Here is a 15,896-nt window from a genome sequence, read left to right on the forward strand (position 1 = left end):
GCGGGAATAGCTCAGTTGGTAGAGCACGACCTTGCCAAGGTCGGGGTCGCGAGTTCGAGTCTCGTTTCCCGCTCCAATTTAAGCAGTGTGGCTTTCGGGCGGCACTGAGTGAAACCAGGGCATAACTTTCGGGTTTAATCTCTGGGCACTGGAACACACACCCTGTGTTTCAGTAGCGTGTCCCCTTCGTCTAGTGGCCTAGGACACCGCCCTTTCACGGCGGTAACAGGGGTTCGAGTCCCCTAGGGGACGCCATTTGCGGGAATAGCTCAGTTGGTAGAGCACGACCTTGCCAAGGTCGGGGTCGCGAGTTCGAGTCTCGTTTCCCGCTCCATATTCAATAAAAACGCCGATCAGTGATGATCGGCGTTTTTGTTTGCGCGCGTTTTATTGTTTCGGCGGCCCAGGGCCGCAGAACTCAATTCAATACATGGGTCTCCTGCTTGGGCATGAAGAATCGGGCAAACAACTCGGACTGCGACTTGATGTTCAGCTTGTTGTAGATATTGCGCCGATGAACCTTGATGGTTTCCGCCGACAGCGACAACTTGCCAGCAATCTCTTTGTTGGAGAAACCACTCAACAGCAACTTGAGCACATCCTTCTCGCGGGCGGTGACCTGCGTGCCCAACTGCACAATCGTTTCCGACCACGCCGGTGGTTCGCTGAGATTTTTTTCCACTTCTCTTTCAAAGCTCATGCGCTGATGCATCAAGGCCGTGACCCACGGCTTGATGATGTCCAGGATCGTGATCTGTTCCTGAGTGAAGCGCACGTTGCTGCCCAGCGAAATGCACAGCGTCCGGTCGGCGTCGAGCTGCACGTTGTACTGCGCTTCATCGACAGTGATGTATTGCGCGAAATACTGGTGGTAGTACTCGGTGGTCAGGAAGTGTTCCGGCGCGATGTCCAGCAGGTGAAAAAAGCCGGTCTGCGGGTTTTCCCGGTTGGCGATATAAAACGGGTCCAGCAGGTACAGCCCTTTTATATAGCGATGAATAAAGGCGTCGATTTCTTCGGAATCCACCACTTCCGGCAGGCAGATGACTTGCACTTGCTGGTCGCTGAACACCACGACCACCCAGTTGTCGATCTGCACATATTCATTCAGTACACGAATCAGCGAGCTCCAGAAGGCTGGGCGATTCAACTGCATGATCAGCTTCCCCGCTGATCGATGCCAGGCCAGGTTATGAAGGTCGAGCGACATTTTCTACCCCTTTAGGGTTAGGGATTTTCAGGTCAAAGGTAAGTATTTGTAGGTATTTACTATTCAACGATGCCCGGTATATTCACCAGCGAGCGAATGAAGGCCATGAGGGCCTACCGTTTTGACAAGGATAGTCATATGAGTAAATCACATTTGCGAGCCATTTTTTTGGCCTCGCTCCTTGCTGTTGGCACCAGTACAGCGACACAGGCCGCAGCGCCTGGTGTGTACCTGTACAACTGGTTCGGCCTGCTCGCTCCGGAAACCCCAAAGCAGTTCGAGCAGAAGACCGGTTCGCGGCTGCACATGGACCCGTTCGACAGTGCCGAGATCATGCAAAGCAAAGTCATGGCCGGGCGCACCGGGTATGACGTCGTCGTCGCCACCTCCAACACCTTGCCTGGCCTGATCAAGGCCGGCGTCCTCCAGCCGCTGGACCGCAAGCAGCTGAGCAATTACTCCCACATCGACCCCGACATGCTCAAGCTGCTGGAGGCCAACGACCCTGGCAACCTTTACGCCGTGCCGTACCTGTGGGGCACCACCGGCATCGGTTATGACGTCGACAAGGTCAAGGCTGCGCTGGGCGAAAATGCGCCGGTGAACAGCTGGGACCTGATCTTCAAGGAAGAAAACATCAGCAAGCTCAAGTCGTGTGGCGTGGCCATGCTCGACTCGCCGAGCGAGATCATTTCGATCGCCCTGCATTACCTGGGGTTGCCCAGCAATAGCCAGAACCCCGAGGACTACCAAAAGGCCCAGGCGCTGCTGCTGAAAATCCGCCCTTACATCGTCTACTTCGACTCATCGCGAATCGATGCCGACCTGGCGGACGGCAACATCTGCGCCGTCGTCGGCTGGGCCAACGGTGCACTGGCGGCGCAAGCCCTCAACGAGAAGAACAACACCGGCCGCACCATTGCCTACAGCCTGCCTCACGAAGGCGCGCTGGTCTGGTCGGAGAACTTCGTACTGCTCAAGGATGCCCCGCACTCCAAGCAAGGTATGGCTTTCATCAACTACATGCTTGAGCCGCAGGTAATTGCCAAGAGCTCGAACCACACGCTGTACCCCAACGCCAACAAGGACGCCACCGAATTCGTCGAGCAGAAGCTGCGCGACAACCCGTGGATCTACCCCGACAAAAAGACCATCGCCGAACTCGTCCCATTGGAACCTTTGCCCTTGAAGTTGGAACGTATCCGCACGCGTGTCTGGACCAAGGTAAAAAGCGGCACCTGATCTGTGTTTCACACGTTGTGCCGGCTTCAAGACATTCCAGGGAGGGAAGAATCATGCGCCGAGGCGATTGCCCACGCGGCTTGGAGCCGGACGACTACAAAGCGTACAAGGAAATAGAAGAACAGATTGGCCACTGCACACCTGAGCAGGCCTGGGCCATGTATTTCGTCTCCACCGGGATGGTGCGCGAGTACATCACGCTGGCGGTGATGGAGCATATTGGCAGGGGCAACAAGGCCTTGTTGTTCGAGTTCCCCGAGCTGGCGCTGGTGGAGCGGGGCGGCCTCGCACCGGGCTTATAGCCAGCACGGTGAATAGGGATGGGCTTGATAAAAACGTTGCACGGCGAGCTTGTCGCGTTCGAACTCTGCCTGTACCCACGCTTCGTAGGCCGCCTGCACAACAGGTTCGCCCGTTGGCCAGGACAAACAATCAGCAATCGCCGCGGCGGCTTGCATGCCGCCTATCAAGGCCTTGATCACGCCATGTGAAGCGCAAGGGTCCAGGGTTGCAACGGCATCGCCGGCTATGAAGTATCCGGGTCCGGCAGCCTTGCCACAGCGTCGCCAGGAAACGTCCGCCCCGCGAGTCGGGCCGATCGTTGCCAGTTGATCTACTACACTGGGGATGCCCCGGGGTGTGTCGGCTTCGGCAAAATCCAATTGTGTCCAGTGCAGGCAATGACGGCCGATTCTGGCGATCCAGTGCCAGCCACCTGAGTGAGCAAACAACCCTAAGGCATCATCCTGCAGACGGTCGTCCTGGCAGTAGCCGTATCGTGCAATCAGGCGGGGTGAAAAGCGCTGCGAAGGCAGACGCAATTGTCGTTGCAGCCAGCGATGGCGCCCGGTGGCATCCAGCACGTAATGCGCCCTCCATTGCGTGGTGCCTGTCTGCACACCCATGACGCGCGAGTGTTGTAGCAGGACGTGCAAACGCTGGGGTGTGTGGGTGATCTGGACGCCCAACGTACGCGCCTGCTCAAGCAATCGATGGTCAAGCCTGTCGCGTGAAATCTGAAAGCCCAGCCAGGTGTCGCCAAACGATTGGAACCTGGGTGGCCCATCCCAATGAACCCAATGACCCGGGTGTCGCAAGGTCGCCAGATCAAACGGGACCTCCACACCTAATTGATTCAGTAAGGGTTCAACGCCAGGGTGCAATGTTTCCCCCGGCCTGTGCCGGGGGAAATGGCTTTTTTCCAGCAGCGCGACCCGCAGTCCTCGCTGTGCACAATGGATCGCAGCAGCAGTGCCTGCCGGTCCGGCCCCCATTACGACAACATCAAAATGATTCATCGGCCTGTCGCCAAGGGCCTCCATCCTCATTGATAAGCATGGCGTCCTGGCTTATATAGAGTTGGACCTGACGGTTTATTTCCACATGGCGAAGTGTGAAGTTATCCGAGGGGGCAGTGATGGCGCCATGTTTGTACAGCCAGAAATGCTGCACCTCACCCTCCAGCCAAAAATTGGCTTCCTGCTGGGCTGCCTCGAAGGCTATGTCTGGTCGTTGCACCAGGGAAAATGACAGCAGGGGCCAGTTCTTTCGCAGTTCCTTGTCTGATCCGGCGCCAACCGCCTGATAAGCTCGCCGCATTCCAAGGACCCGCAGATGATACTGCTCAGTACTGGTGCGCCCCGTCATCGCCAGCGACAGCTGACCGGCCAATGCGGCTTGTGTGTAGTCGCTGTACTCATAGGCCTGGTATTGGACCAGTCGTCGACCTTCTACCTCGATCAATGTCGGCCCACTGCGACCATCCCAGCCCGAGCTGCCGCGCAGGCCAATTTCGCTGTCTGTCAGCGGAATCACCGAAGCCGAAACGCTGCGGGGTTCGAATGTACGTGTCGAGTCGGGCGCCACACCTGGCCAATAGGATCCCAGTGCGGCACAGATACGGGCATCCTCGGTAAACGGGCTGGCCAATTGGTAACCACACAGCACGTTGGTAAAGGGCGCATCCACCAAGCCACGACCGATCTCCCAGCCTGGGCCGAAAACACCGCTGGCAAAATCCGGTAGCCAGGATTGCCGGTGGGCTTGTTGCGTTTTCATGGGCTGGCGGGGCGCGGTGTACGTCTGTGGGTGAGAGACAATGGCGGTGACGCTGCGGTCTTCAGGGCTGAAATAGTTTCCTGCAAGGGATTGATTGACGTAGAAGCGTACGTCAGAGAGCGGGTTGACCCGCGTATGCCACACCTCCGGGCAGGGCGGTGCAGGGCAGGGGAAAACCTCGGGGTCGCTGGACCATTCCTTGAGCTCGCGTTGCCCGCACAGCGGGAAAAAATCCGGTGCGCCGATGATGGAGTAGGCCGCAACACTGTCCAGTGCCAGTTCCGGGCAGTCCGCGCGCACCCAGCCATCAGCCATGGCATCCTGATAGTGCAGGGCGCGGTAGCCGCCTGCCTTGACCCTCGCATCCACATCCGGCAACAGGTTGAGGTCTTCGACGGAGCCGTCGTCGCGCACATGATGACGCCCGTGTACCAAGCCACCGGTACCCGGCGGCATCATGAACGACAGCGGGACTCCTTGGTAGTAAGCCAATTCAACCAGCGCCGGCTTGGCCTCAGGTACCAGCAAGCCAGGCGCAAACTGGGTGACAGGCGCCCAGTGGGAAAGCCCTTCGGTAATCACGAAGGGTGGGTTGAGAATGTCAGGCTCTTGCCAACCGGTATTGCGAAAGCGCCGATGAATCTGTCCGATTTTTTCATTGATCTGGTGATTCTCCAATCTCACGCTCAGGTCCTTTCCCTCCAGGCATTCAGAGCCTTCAAACACTTTGTGCAGAGGCACCCAGAACGCCAGGTCCTGATCGATGGGTTGTGCATTCATCGGGCCAAACTGCGCTGGCTGGCCAACATGCTTGAACGCAATAAAGGCGCCATAGCGGGCCGGGATAACGCGCATCTGATGGGGTTGCCCCTCGACGAATGGCAAAAACCCTCTTCGTTGCGAGTCGTAAAGCGCATCGGCGGTACCGACCCTGGCGATCCCCGTGCGTGAAAAACACAGGTCCGCCTGACGTCGGTGCACGGTTTCCGGCTGGGGGCGGTACTCATATGCGAACACGACCAATGCCAGCGGCGCATCACCCGCCTGCTGTCTCAATGTTTCCAGGCTGGGGGGAACGGCTCCGTAGACGTAATCGAGGACCTGTTCGATTTCGGCTGCGGTGGGGAAGGCGGTGAGTGTTTCACCGTTGACGCCGGTGCTCACGTGGGGCGAGGCGAATGCGTGAAACAGCAGGCTCTCAGCGGGATTTCCGGGTTCAATACCGCGCATTCCGCTGTCGGAAAAGTCTTCAAAACCCGGCCACATCCGATTGACTGGCAGAGGACTGGCGAGCGCTTCGCGCAGCGTGCCCGATGTTATATCCAGACCGTGGAGCAGTAAGAGGTCGCGCCACCCGTGGGAGGCGAGGCGATGACAAGCGCGTTCGACTGCGTTGAGCAAAGACATTGCATTTCCTCCGACAGAGTCAGAGGGCAGGGTACGTACGCAGACGCCGCGTGGTAACTGTCCGAACGGATAGGATGCGGTGAAAAAGGACCCGCCAGGTCGGCGGGTCCTATGGGTTAGAGCTTAGGCAACTGCCCGACACGCCCCATCATTTCGGTGACAATCTGCAGGTCCAACAGGAACTGGTCGACGGTCTTGAACTCGCTGTCGGTGTGCCCGGTGTACTTCACTTCCGGCCGTGCCAAGCCGAACTGCACGCCGTTGGGCAGCTCATGCACGGAGGTCGCGCCGGCCGAGGTGCCAAACTCGTGCTTCATGCCCAAGTTCTCGCTGGCCACTGCCAGCAAGGCCTTGACCCACTCGCCTTCCGGGTTGCGGTACATCGGTTCGGCAACGGAGTAGGTGAAGCCCACCTTCACGTTGGTTTTCTTGTCCCAGGCACTGAGTTTGTCGGCAATTTCGGCCTTGAGTTTTTCCGGCGACTTGCCCTTCGGTACGCGCAGGTTGACTGCCAGCTTGAAGGCTTTGTCATCCTGGCCGACAAACGTCAGCGAAGTGGTCAGCGGGCCCATGAAGGCATCGGAGAAACCCACGCCCAATGTATTGCCCAGGTAGTCCAGGCCCCAGTTGTCGGCGGCATAGCGCGCCGCATCGATGATGTGGTTGTGCTTGAGCGCCACCTTGCCTTCAAGGCTGTCGATCAGGCCCAGCATCCGGGCGACGGGGTTGATGCCGGCTTCCGGTTCCGAAGAGTGCGCCGAGACGCCCGTGACCGTCAGCTTGACCTCTTTGCCGACCACTTTGGCGTCTACCTGGAAGTTACCGCCATTGTGCTTGGCATACTCGGCGCCGGCCTTTTGCAGGCTGGCAGCCAGCTCGGTCGGCTTGTCGCTGAGCAGGGTCGCCACCGACACCGAGGGAATCTGGTTGGTGGCCATGCCGCCGGTCATCGAAATGATTTCTGCGCCTTTGCCTTCGCCTTTGCGCACCGGGAAGGTGGCCATGACCGTGCCGTAGCCTTTTTCGGCGATGACCACCGGGTAGCCGCCGTCCAGCGCCAGGTTGTACTGCGGCGTGGGGTTGTGTTCGAAGTAGTAGGGGATCGCGTCGCCGTTGGTTTCTTCGGTGGTGTCCACCAGCAGTTTGAACGTGCGCGCCAGCGGCAGCTTTTCTTCCTTGATCACCTTCATGGCGTACATCGCCACCACGATGCCGTTCTTGTCATCCTCGGTGCCGCGGCCATACATGCGGTCGCCGATCAGCGTGACCTTGAACGGGTCGAGCTTGGTGCCGTCTTTGAGCACCCAGTTCTCCGGCGTCACCGGCACCACATCGGCGTGGGCGTGTATGCCCACCACTTCATCGCCGCTGCCTTCCAGGGAAATTTCATACACGCGGTTGTCAATGTTGCGGAAGTTCAGGTTGAAGGCCTTTGCCAGGTCCTGGATCTTGGCGGCGATCTTGAGGAATTCCGGGTTTTTGTACTGCGGCACGCCTTCAATGTTGAACGTCGGGATTTCCACCAGCTCGCGCAGGGTCTCGGTCGCGGCCTTGCCGTACTTCACCCGCGTGTAGATGCCCAGCAGGCGGTTGATTTCGTTCTGCTGGTCGGTGTTCAGCGTCTGGTTGCCGAGGAACCCATTGATTGCCGGGCCCACGTCGCTGGTTTTTCCCAAGTCGCCCTTGGCCAGAGCGCCGAGGAAACCACGGAAATCGCTGACCGATGTTTCGTTGAACTGCTGCAGAATCTGCGCGCTTTGCTCTGGGGTAATGTTGGCAAAGGCCGCGTTGGACAGAGTCGACAGGCTGGTCGCGAGCAGGGTAGCCGCCACCAGTTTCTTGAGTGGAAAGTGCATGGAGAGATGCATTCCTTTGCAGGTAGTGAGTGGGAAATTTCTGATCAATCTGTCAGAAACATTTCCACACACTACCACCTCTTTTTTCCACGAGCGAGCGCCTGCCCACGGACCTGTAGGAGCCGGCTTGCCGGCGATGACCTTTAACGATGATGCGCACTGCCTGGCTAATTGTGGTGCCTGGGCTATTTTCGCTGGCAAGCCAGCTCTTACAGGGGGAGGGCTGGGTCAAGGCTGGCCAGGATGGGGCTCTGGGTACTCCTCGGTCACGTTCAAGGCGCTGGCGTAGGGCCCATCCCACAATTGCTCATGCAATTCGCCGATACGCTTGGCCATCGCTTCACTGCGCATCACCACTTCCAGGTTGCGCGAGTTATCCAGATACCCACCCAGCCAGTTACTGGTGCCCACCCACGCCACTTGCCCGTCGATCTCCATCGTCTTGCTGTGGATCACCCGTGCATACGGAATAAAGCCTTGCTTGGCTTCGGGCAAGGTGACGATTTTGACCTGCACGTTGGGCAGCACGGCCAGGCTTTTGAGGTAGGGCAGTTCCAGCTTGTCGGTGTTCCAGTTGGACACCATCAGCTTGATCGACACCCCCCGCGCCGCCGCCGCACGCACGGCATTATCGATCACCGCGTAGTAGGGACGTGTCCGGTCGGGTCCGTAGGACAGCGGTGCATAGTCGAGCAATTGCACGCGCACCTCTTTTTTCGCCTCGCCCAGCAAGCGTGGCAGTTCCAGCTGTGAGTCACCCACGCCCGGCGGGTTGTAGCGTTGCGGGCTGGCGACCAGGTAGTTGCCGGTGCGTGCTGGTTCTGCGCCTTTTGCTGGCAGTGGCACGGGCTTGTGCTCTGTCAGGGCAGCCTGGGCGTTCCAGTCCTGATTGAAGATCGCCTGTACCTGGCCGACCACGCTGACGTCGCTGATGCGCAGGCCGGTTTCGTGGATGTGTTCCAGTGAGCGCCAGTCGAAATTCTGGCTGCCGATAAACGCCTGCTTGCCATCCACCACCATGTACTTGGCGTGGATGATGCCGCCGCTCAGTTGCCCATAAGGCAGTACGCGAAAGGTCAGGTTGGGGATCGCGCGCAAGCGTTCCAGGGTGGAGGCTTCCGACAGCTTGATGCCTTTTTCTTCCAGCAAAAAGCGAATCTTCACACCGCGTTTGCCTGCGGCTTCCAGGTGTTCGATCACCTTGTCCATCACCGAACCCGGGTGATCGGCCGCGTAGAACTGGCCGATGTCGATGGAGGTTTTGGCACCGTCGAACAGCTCGATCCACACCGGCCCCGGTTGACGCAAATCAGCGGTACCCAGCGCGGTGTCCACGGGCACGGTGTGCACCAGTTCAAAACCCGCAATTGAAAAGTCCGCCTGGGCAAGCGGACTGAGGAGCAAACCGGCAAGGCCTGCGATACGCAATTTCAAGGGAATGGGCATAGGGATCTCTTCGTAAAAAATGGCGGGCGCATTGCGCGCCCGCCCGAATCATTACGCGGTGCGGCTGTGCAGCGGGGTCGGTACCAGGTGCGGGACTTCACCCTGCACACGGGCGCCGGTGGCTGCGCGGATCAGCAGGATTTTCAGCTGATCGTTGATGCGCTCCAGGCTGTCCTGGAAGAAGTTGTGGAACACCACGCAGAACAGCGCGATGGCGATCCCCAGGCCGGTGGCGAACAAGGCCGTACCGATACCACCGGAGATCTGGCCCGGGTCGGACACGCCGGCACTGGCCAGTGCCTTGAAGGTGTCGATGATGCCCAGGATGGTCCCCAGCAACCCCAGCAGCGGGGCGGCGGTGGTGATGGTTTCGATGATCCACAGGCTGCGAGCCAGCGGCGCGCGAGTGGTCAGGTACTGGGTTTCGATCACGTCATCCAGGTCTTTGCGCGAGCCGTGGGTGGCTTTTTGGGCCAGCACCGGCAGCACCATGGTCAACGGCAGGCTGTCGCGACGGGTCAAGCTTTCCGGCAAGTCGCGTTCGCTGTGCACGTTGGCGCCCAGCACCTCGGTCAAGGCGCGTGCCTGGCGGCGCACATAGGCGAAGAAAATTCCGCGCTCGATGGTGATAAAGATCGCGATGGCCATCGCGGCATACATCACATAAAACGTGATGTCGTGGAGCACATTCATGTCCATGTTCACTTACCTCGCAGTTAGAAATTGGCTTCCAGGGAAACCGTCACGGTGCGTTCCAGGCCCACGATGTACGCCGGGTCGCCGTCGCGGAAACCGCCGTAGGTGGCCGAGTTGGTCTTGGTGGTGTACACGCCGTCCAGGTACTTCTTGTCGAACAGGTTGTCGACGTTCAGGCGCAGGGTCGCGTCCTTGACCACCTTCTTGTCCACCGGCAGGTAGATACCGGCGCCGGCGTTGAAAACGGTGCGCCCGGAGATCGCCTCGTCGTTGGTCAGGTCGCCGTAGAGCTTGCTGGTGTACTTGCCGCCGAAGGTGCCGTAGAAGCGCCCGTCGTCGTAGCCGATGTTGGCGGCCAGCATGTTTTTCGGCACGTTGGCGAACTGCTTGCCGCTGGTGGGCAACAGGATGGCTTTGCCGGCGTTGTAGACGGTCAGGTCATCTTGTTGCTCGGCCTTGGTGTAGGTGTAGGAGGTGTAGTAGTTGAAGTGGTTGGGCAGCAGGCCGCTCCATTCCAGCTCCAGGCCGCTGTTGTTGACCGAGCCGGCGTTGATGTCGGCGAAGTCGCCGTTGATGTCTTTGGACGACACCTGGCGATCCTTGAACTGCATGTAGAACAAGGTGGCGGCCACGGTCATGTCTTCATCGGTGTAGCGCCAGCCCAGCTCATGGTTCCAGCTGGTTTCCGGCTTGGCGTCGATCGAGCCGGCACCTTTGTCGTACAGCACGTAGTTCTGCGGGATACGCATGTTGCGCGACAGGCTGTAGAACAACTGGTCACGCTCATCCAGCTGGTACTTGAGGCCGACGTTCGGCAGCAGCTTGTTGTAGGTCTGGTTACGCTTCTCGGCCTGCTCGGTGAGGCTGCCGTGGTTGGTGCCGTCACGCTCGACGTTCATGTAGGCGAGGCCCGCCACCAGGGTCCAGTCCGGGTTGATGTACCAGGTGTCCTGGGCCCAGACTTTTTGCGCCGGGGTGACGGTGAAGCGGTCGCGACCCTGCACGGTGTTGCCGTTGGCATCGACCACGGCGTTGCCGTCTGGCCAGGTGTCGGTTGGCTTGCCGTTGCTCTTGAGGGCAATGAACGGTTGGGTCTGGCTTTGGCGCGCACGCTCATACCAGTAGCCGAATTGCAGGCTGTGTTCTTCCAGGTCCCAGTTCAGCTTGGTGGTGATGCCCGGGCGCCAGGTCTGGGTGCGGGAAGGGCGGTAGTACACGCCGGTGGTTGAGGAACCGTCGGCGTTGTACTGCGCCGCGGTCGGCAGGTTGCTCAAGTCGAACACGCCGCCCGCGTTGGAGCCGCGGTTCAGCGCGTAGCTGTTCGAGCCCACGCCGCTGCCGTTGCCCCAGTAGTAATATGGGATCACCGACAACGCCAGGTTGTCAGCCAGTTTGAATTGGGTATTGAGCACCCCCGTGAAGGTCTGGAACGGGTTCTGCGCCAGGGCGTAGTAGCTGTTGACCTTGCCGTTGCTGCCCACGGTCGGCGTGGCAGGGTACGGGTCGTACTTGCGGCCGTTCTGCTGGAACTGGCCCTTGGTGAGCTGGCTGTAACTGTTGTTGTCCTGCTCGTGGTACTTGAGGATCAGGTTGGCGGTGTTGCCGTTGCCGGCGTCGAAGAAACTGTTCCACTCCACCTTGTCCGCCCGCACGGCGCCCGAGCCGCGCCACATGTCACCTTCGGTATGGGACACCGACAGCCAGTTGCTCAGGCCGTTGATCTCGCCGCTGTTAAGGCGGGCGAAGGTCTTGCGGGTGGCGTTGCTGCCCATGACCTGTTTGACGAACGCGCCGGTTTCCTTGGTCGGGCGAATGGTCACGATGCCGATGTTGCCGCCGCTGGAGCCGATGTGCGGGCCGTCAGCTTCTGCCGAGCCTTGGGTGACGAAGATCTGCTCGATGTTTTCCGGGTCGCCCAGCAGGTTGGAGTACAGCGCGTAGTTGCCGGAGTCGTTGATCGGCATGCCGTCTACCGACATCCCCACCTGGTCGGAGTTGAGCCCGCGCATGGTGAAGCGGAAGCCCGACAGGCCGGTGTTGTCTTCGCTGGAGATGTTCAGGCCCGGGGTGTACTTGAGCTTGTCGATCGCGTTACCGGTGGCGGTCTGCTTATCCAGCGCTTCCTTGGTCACGGTGGAGCGGCCCTTGATGCTTTCTTCCTGCACCATGTAGCCGCCACCTGCCGTGGCCTTGCCCTGAACCCCAATAGTCCCGACGTCGCTGTCGCTGGTGTCGGCCATGACCATTCCATGGCCCATGCTTGCGGCAACGAGTGCCAGATGAATCCGTGTGAACCTCATCACTGTCGTCCTGGTGTCGGGTGCTTATTGCACGCTGTAGTTGAAGGTGGCGGTGAAGCGCTGCTCATTGCGCCCCCCGAAGGCTTGCTCGGGGAACGGCTTGACTTGCTTGATACGACGCAAGCTGTTGGTGGCGGCCCGGTTGAGCAACATGCTCGAGGCCTGGGTTTGCAAGCCGGAGTCCAGAACGCGACCCTGGCGGTCCACCAGCAGCCAGATCACCACTTCGCCGCTGGGGCGTTCGAGGGAGGCCTGGCGCCCGGTGGGGTACTGCTTGTAGGTGTCTAACTCGTTGCGCAGCCCCTTGAGGTAACCGCCTTCCAGCGCCTGTCCGTCGACCTTCGGCGGCGCGGGTGGTGCGGGTGTCGGCGCGGCCTGGGCCACGGCGGCGGGGGCCGGTTTGGCGGCCACCGGTGGCGGCGTCGGTGTTGGGGTTGGCTTGGTGACCACGGGCTTGGGCACAGGTTTTGGCTTGGGCTCAGGCTTGGGTTTTGGCTGCGGCTTGGGCGGTGGTGGCGGCGGGGCCGGCTCGGCCTCTTCGTCCTCGATTACCGGCGGGGGCGGCTCTTGTTCCACCACCGGTTCCGGGATCACTTCCGGCTCGGGCTCGACCAACGCCAGCTCGACCGCCGACTCGTCGTACTTGGGTTCGACCTTCAAGGTCTGGGACTGGATACCCAGTGCAATCAGCACCAGGGCGATCAGGGCCGGGACACTGCCCAGCAGCTGACGCGCACGAAACAGGACGTACATGATCAGGACTTACGCGTGGCAATGGACACGGAGGTGAAGCCACCCAGGCGCAGGGTGTCCATCACTTCCACCAGGCGCGACACTTCCACGCCCTTGTCACTATTGACGATGATCGTCGACTTGGTATCGGGCTTCTCGGCGGCCTTCAACGCCGGTACCAGGGCATCGACTGTGAGGTCCTTGCCGTCGAGTTGCAGTTGGCCTTCCAGGCCCAACGTCAGGATGAATTTGTTCTGTGGTTTGAGCTGCTGCGAACTGCTCGCGCTGGGCAGTTGCGTCTTCATGCCGAGGGCCGGAATCACGTTCAAGCTCACGAGTACGAAAAACACCAGGAGGAACATCATCACGTCGATCATCGGGATCAATTCGATGTGTGCCTTGCGCTTCTTGGGTTCATCCCAGGTTCTCATTCCGCTACCCCGTCGTTGAATTAGGGGCGACACGCTAACAACCAAAAATGACCGATTGGTTAACTTTAATTGACGTTTTGAGGGCTCTAGGACGCGTCTTTCAGACAATTTACCTTGCAGTTTTATGACGTAATGCAATTGACACACAGGGGCTACATTCTTGAAGAATTTATCTCGAGAGCCCCCCTGTATGCCGACCGCACTGCCTCATTTGGCGACACCGCGACTACTATTGCGGGCGCTGGAAATGACCCAGGCCGAGACCCTTTCCACCCTCGCCAACGGGCCGAAAATCGCCGACAACACGGCGAACATTCCGTCGCCCTACACGCTGGAAACGGCAAAAGATTTTATTGGCGCGATGGAGGATAAATTTCGTGCAGGCGACCTGCTCAGCCTCGGGATGCACCTGCGGGAAAGTGGCGAATTGATCGGCATCGTCAGCTTGCGTCTGAATGCGCGGCATCACTATGGCCACCTCGGTGGTTGGGTCGCAGCGAGCTGTCGAAACCGGGGCTTTGCTGCTGAAGCGGCGAGTGCGGTCACCGGTTACGGGTTCACGCAGCTCGGGCTGCATCGGGTGGGCAGCCAGTGCTTTGGTCGCAACAAGGAATCGGCTCGGGTGATGGAAAAAATCGGCCTGCGCTATGAGGGTTGCATGCGCGGGGCGTTTCTCAAGAACGGCGTGTATGAAGACTTGCTCGGTTTCGCTGTGCTGCGCGACGACTGGGAGGCCCGCACATGAACGGCGAGGTGGACCATGGCCGTCGGCGCGTTCTCACGGGGCTGGCGGTTGCTTCGGCTTTCTCGATCCTCAGCCCGTTTGCACGCAGCGCCGGGGTCGACTATCCCTTCACCCTTGGCGTGGCTTCGGGTGACCCGTTGCCCGATGGGTTTGTGATCTGGACGCGCCTGGCACCGTTGTTCAATGCCGATGATGGGCGAGGCGGGTTGCGCCGCCCGGTGCCGGTGCGTTGGCGGGTGGCCAGCGATGCGGCCATGACGCGCATTGTGAAGCAGGGTGAAGCCACTGCAACGGAACGCTTTGCCCATTCGGTGCATGTGGAAGTGGCGGGGCTGGAGGCGGGCCGGCCGTACTGGTACCAATTCGAAGGCCTGGGCGCGCAGAGCCCGGTAGGCCGTGCGTGTACTACGCCGCCTATGCAGGCGATGGTGTCGGCGCGGTTAGGGTTTGTGTCGTGCTCGCACTGGGAACGCGGTTACTTCAGTGCCTACCGTCACCTGGCTGCCGAGCAGCCGGACTTGGTGTTTTTCCTCGGTGACTATATCTACGACAGCTCCTATGCCGCCGACTCGGGCAAAGTTTTCCGCGCCCATGGCAGCGGCAATGCGGTGAGCCTGAGTGACTATCGCAACCGCTATGCCCTGTACAAAACCGATCCGGACCTGCAGGCCCTGCACGCCGCTGCGCCGAGTGTGGCGACGTGGGACGATCACGAAGTACAGAACGACTACGCCAACCGCTGGTCCCAGGACCCGAAGACTCCGGTGGCGCAATTCCTCAAGCAGCGGGCCGCCGCCTACCAGGCCTTCTACGAACATATGCCACTGCGCGCCAGCAGCCTGCCGAAGGGCCCGGATATGCGTATTTACCGACGCCTGGACTACGGCCGATTGGCGCGATTCCACGTGTTGGATGGTCGCCAGTACCGCTCCGAACAACCGTGCATTTTGGCCAATGGCAGCCACCAGGGGCACATCGCCGACAACAGCTGCACCGACCTGCGCGACCCTCGCCGCACGATGCTCGGCTGGGAGCAGGAGGCTTGGCTGGACCGAGGTTTTGCCGAGTCCCCTGCGCAGTGGAACGTGATCGCACAGGACCTGCTCGTTGCACCGTTGATCCAGCGCGACCTGACCAACCACAAGCCGGGGCGCTGGACGGACGGGTGGGACGGCTACATGGCCAATCGTGAGCGCATGCTGGCGTCCATTACGCGGCACTCTCTGAAGAATCCAGTGTTCTGGGGCGGCGATATTCATTCGTTCTGGGTTACGGACTTGCACGCAGACGCCAATGATTTGGACTCGCCGGTGGTGGCTACGGAGTTCGTCGGTTCATCGGTGACCTCCGACGGCCCGCCCTATGAGCCGTACAAAGCCATTCTGCCGCTCAACCCCCATGTGAAGTTTTTCGACAGTCGCCAGCGGGGGTATGTCTCGGTGGAGTTGCAGGAACAGCGCATGCTCACCCACCTGCGCGCGATCAGCGACCCGCGCGACCCATTGGCCACGCTCTCCACCCTCCAATCCTTCGTGGTCGAACCCGGCCGCCCCGGCGCCACGATACTCTAGGAGCCGGCTCGCCGGCGATGAGGCCCTGAGACCACCACTGGATTCAAGGCCACCATCGCCCTGTAGGAGCCGGCTTGCCGGCGATGAGGCCAGCGAGACCACCACAGGATTCAAGGCCGCCATCGCCCTGTAGGAGCCGGCTTGCCGGCGATGAGGCCCGTGAGTCCAACGCAGGATTCAAGGCCGCCATCGCCGGCAAGCC

Annotated in this window: 13 protein-coding genes and 3 tRNA genes; 7 read left to right on the top strand and 9 right to left on the bottom strand. The window is 60.2% G+C overall.

Annotated features, from left to right (window positions below; translation table 11 throughout):
• The 3 genes from AC07OV_RS29825 to AC07OV_RS29835 all read left to right on the top strand — a co-directional run bounded on the left by AC07OV_RS29825 (nucleotide 1) and on the right by AC07OV_RS29835 (nucleotide 334).
• Nucleotides 1-76 (top strand) — tRNA-Gly (locus AC07OV_RS29825).
• 103 nt (nucleotides 77-179) lie between these two features.
• A tRNA-Glu gene (locus AC07OV_RS29830) sits at nucleotides 180-255 on the top strand.
• A gap of 3 nt (nucleotides 256-258) precedes the next feature.
• Nucleotides 259-334: transfer RNA gene (locus AC07OV_RS29835), tRNA-Gly, on the top strand.
• 84 nt (nucleotides 335-418) lie between these two features.
• Here the strand turns inward: AC07OV_RS29835 and AC07OV_RS29840 are convergent.
• Nucleotides 419-1,210: a response regulator transcription factor gene (locus AC07OV_RS29840; protein ID WP_494999165.1), complete on the bottom strand. Its 792-nt coding sequence runs from the start codon at nucleotides 1,208-1,210 to the stop codon at nucleotides 419-421.
• Nucleotides 1,211-1,348: 138 nt separating this feature from the next.
• On the opposite strand from AC07OV_RS29840, the gene AC07OV_RS29845 reads away from it, so the two are divergent.
• Both AC07OV_RS29845 and AC07OV_RS29850 read left to right on the top strand, forming a co-directional pair.
• The gene (locus AC07OV_RS29845) at nucleotides 1,349-2,452 is read left to right on the top strand and encodes an extracellular solute-binding protein (RefSeq protein WP_494999164.1); all 1,104 of its coding nucleotides are present in this window, start codon (nucleotides 1,349-1,351) and stop codon (nucleotides 2,450-2,452) included.
• 53 nt (nucleotides 2,453-2,505) lie between these two features.
• Nucleotides 2,506-2,754 carry a hypothetical protein gene (locus tag AC07OV_RS29850; protein WP_494999163.1) on the top strand — a complete coding sequence of 83 codons (249 nt, stop codon included), beginning with the start codon at nucleotides 2,506-2,508 and terminating at the stop codon, nucleotides 2,752-2,754.
• On the opposite strand, the gene AC07OV_RS29855 is transcribed toward AC07OV_RS29850, so the two are convergent.
• The 8 genes from AC07OV_RS29855 to AC07OV_RS29890 all read right to left on the bottom strand — a co-directional run bounded on the left by AC07OV_RS29855 (nucleotide 2,749) and on the right by AC07OV_RS29890 (nucleotide 13,378).
• On the bottom strand, nucleotides 2,749-3,750 hold the full coding sequence (locus AC07OV_RS29855; RefSeq protein ID WP_494999162.1) for an NAD(P)/FAD-dependent oxidoreductase: 1,002 nt from the start codon (nucleotides 3,748-3,750) through the stop codon (nucleotides 2,749-2,751). The genes AC07OV_RS29850 and AC07OV_RS29855 overlap by 6 nt on opposite strands.
• The gene (locus AC07OV_RS29860; protein WP_494999161.1) at nucleotides 3,737-5,917 is read right to left on the bottom strand and encodes a hypothetical protein; all 2,181 of its coding nucleotides are present in this window, start codon (nucleotides 5,915-5,917) and stop codon (nucleotides 3,737-3,739) included. The genes AC07OV_RS29855 and AC07OV_RS29860 overlap by 14 nt, the downstream gene beginning before the upstream one ends.
• A gap of 116 nt (nucleotides 5,918-6,033) precedes the next feature.
• Nucleotides 6,034-7,773, bottom strand: coding sequence for a dipeptidase (locus tag AC07OV_RS29865; protein ID WP_495093563.1), 1,740 nt, complete (start codon nucleotides 7,771-7,773; stop codon nucleotides 6,034-6,036).
• 228 nt (nucleotides 7,774-8,001) lie between these two features.
• Nucleotides 8,002-9,219, bottom strand: coding sequence for a phospholipase D-like domain-containing protein (locus tag AC07OV_RS29870; RefSeq protein WP_494999159.1), 1,218 nt, complete (start codon nucleotides 9,217-9,219; stop codon nucleotides 8,002-8,004).
• A gap of 51 nt (nucleotides 9,220-9,270) precedes the next feature.
• Nucleotides 9,271-9,918 (bottom strand): MotA/TolQ/ExbB proton channel family protein, encoded by a 648-nt coding sequence (locus AC07OV_RS29875; protein WP_176996456.1) that lies wholly within the window; start codon nucleotides 9,916-9,918, stop codon nucleotides 9,271-9,273.
• A gap of 17 nt (nucleotides 9,919-9,935) precedes the next feature.
• Entirely contained in the window at nucleotides 9,936-12,215 is a 2,280-nt protein-coding gene (locus AC07OV_RS29880) for a TonB-dependent receptor (protein ID WP_176996455.1), read from the bottom strand.
• Nucleotides 12,216-12,239: 24 nt separating this feature from the next.
• On the bottom strand, nucleotides 12,240-12,968 hold the full coding sequence (locus tag AC07OV_RS29885; protein ID WP_494999158.1) for an energy transducer TonB family protein: 729 nt from the start codon (nucleotides 12,966-12,968) through the stop codon (nucleotides 12,240-12,242).
• 2 nt (nucleotides 12,969-12,970) lie between these two features.
• The gene (locus AC07OV_RS29890) at nucleotides 12,971-13,378 is read right to left on the bottom strand and encodes an ExbD/TolR family protein (protein WP_005786670.1); all 408 of its coding nucleotides are present in this window, start codon (nucleotides 13,376-13,378) and stop codon (nucleotides 12,971-12,973) included.
• Nucleotides 13,379-13,568: 190 nt separating this feature from the next.
• On the opposite strand from AC07OV_RS29890, the gene AC07OV_RS29895 reads away from it, so the two are divergent.
• Both AC07OV_RS29895 and AC07OV_RS29900 read left to right on the top strand, forming a co-directional pair.
• Nucleotides 13,569-14,123 carry a GNAT family N-acetyltransferase gene (locus tag AC07OV_RS29895; RefSeq protein ID WP_494999157.1) on the top strand — a complete coding sequence of 185 codons (555 nt, stop codon included), beginning with the start codon at nucleotides 13,569-13,571 and terminating at the stop codon, nucleotides 14,121-14,123.
• A complete protein-coding gene (locus AC07OV_RS29900) occupies nucleotides 14,120-15,694 on the top strand; it encodes an alkaline phosphatase D family protein (RefSeq protein ID WP_495093564.1) in 1,575 nt (524 codons plus the stop codon). The genes AC07OV_RS29895 and AC07OV_RS29900 overlap by 4 nt, the downstream gene beginning before the upstream one ends.
• Nucleotides 15,695-15,896: the final 202 nt, after the last annotated feature.

Source organism: Pseudomonas sp. GW821-FHT09A09, from assembly GCF_059418405.1.

Bases quoted from the DNA above. Each gene is read 5' to 3' on its own strand.
- AC07OV_RS29860 (WP_494999161.1), bottom strand. From the start codon at position 5,917: ATGTCTTTGCTCAACGCAGTCGAACGCGCTTGTCATCGCCTCGCCTCC.
- AC07OV_RS29890 (WP_005786670.1), bottom strand. From the start codon at position 13,378: ATGAGAACCTGGGATGAACCCAAGAAGCGCAAGGCACACATCGAATTG.
- AC07OV_RS29885 (WP_494999158.1), bottom strand. From the start codon at position 12,968: ATGTACGTCCTGTTTCGTGCGCGTCAGCTGCTGGGCAGTGTCCCGGCC.
- AC07OV_RS29840 (WP_494999165.1), bottom strand. From the start codon at position 1,210: ATGTCGCTCGACCTTCATAACCTGGCCTGGCATCGATCAGCGGGGAAG.
- AC07OV_RS29900 (WP_495093564.1), top strand. From the start codon at position 14,120: ATGAACGGCGAGGTGGACCATGGCCGTCGGCGCGTTCTCACGGGGCTG.
- AC07OV_RS29850 (WP_494999163.1), top strand. From the start codon at position 2,506: ATGCGCCGAGGCGATTGCCCACGCGGCTTGGAGCCGGACGACTACAAA.
- AC07OV_RS29865 (WP_495093563.1), bottom strand. From the start codon at position 7,773: ATGCACTTTCCACTCAAGAAACTGGTGGCGGCTACCCTGCTCGCGACC.
- AC07OV_RS29895 (WP_494999157.1), top strand. From the start codon at position 13,569: ATGCCGACCGCACTGCCTCATTTGGCGACACCGCGACTACTATTGCGG.
- AC07OV_RS29870 (WP_494999159.1), bottom strand. From the start codon at position 9,219: ATGCCCATTCCCTTGAAATTGCGTATCGCAGGCCTTGCCGGTTTGCTC.
- AC07OV_RS29855 (WP_494999162.1), bottom strand. From the start codon at position 3,750: ATGAATCATTTTGATGTTGTCGTAATGGGGGCCGGACCGGCAGGCACT.
- AC07OV_RS29845 (WP_494999164.1), top strand. From the start codon at position 1,349: ATGAGTAAATCACATTTGCGAGCCATTTTTTTGGCCTCGCTCCTTGCT.
- AC07OV_RS29880 (WP_176996455.1), bottom strand. From the start codon at position 12,215: ATGAGGTTCACACGGATTCATCTGGCACTCGTTGCCGCAAGCATGGGC.
- AC07OV_RS29875 (WP_176996456.1), bottom strand. From the start codon at position 9,918: ATGGACATGAATGTGCTCCACGACATCACGTTTTATGTGATGTATGCC.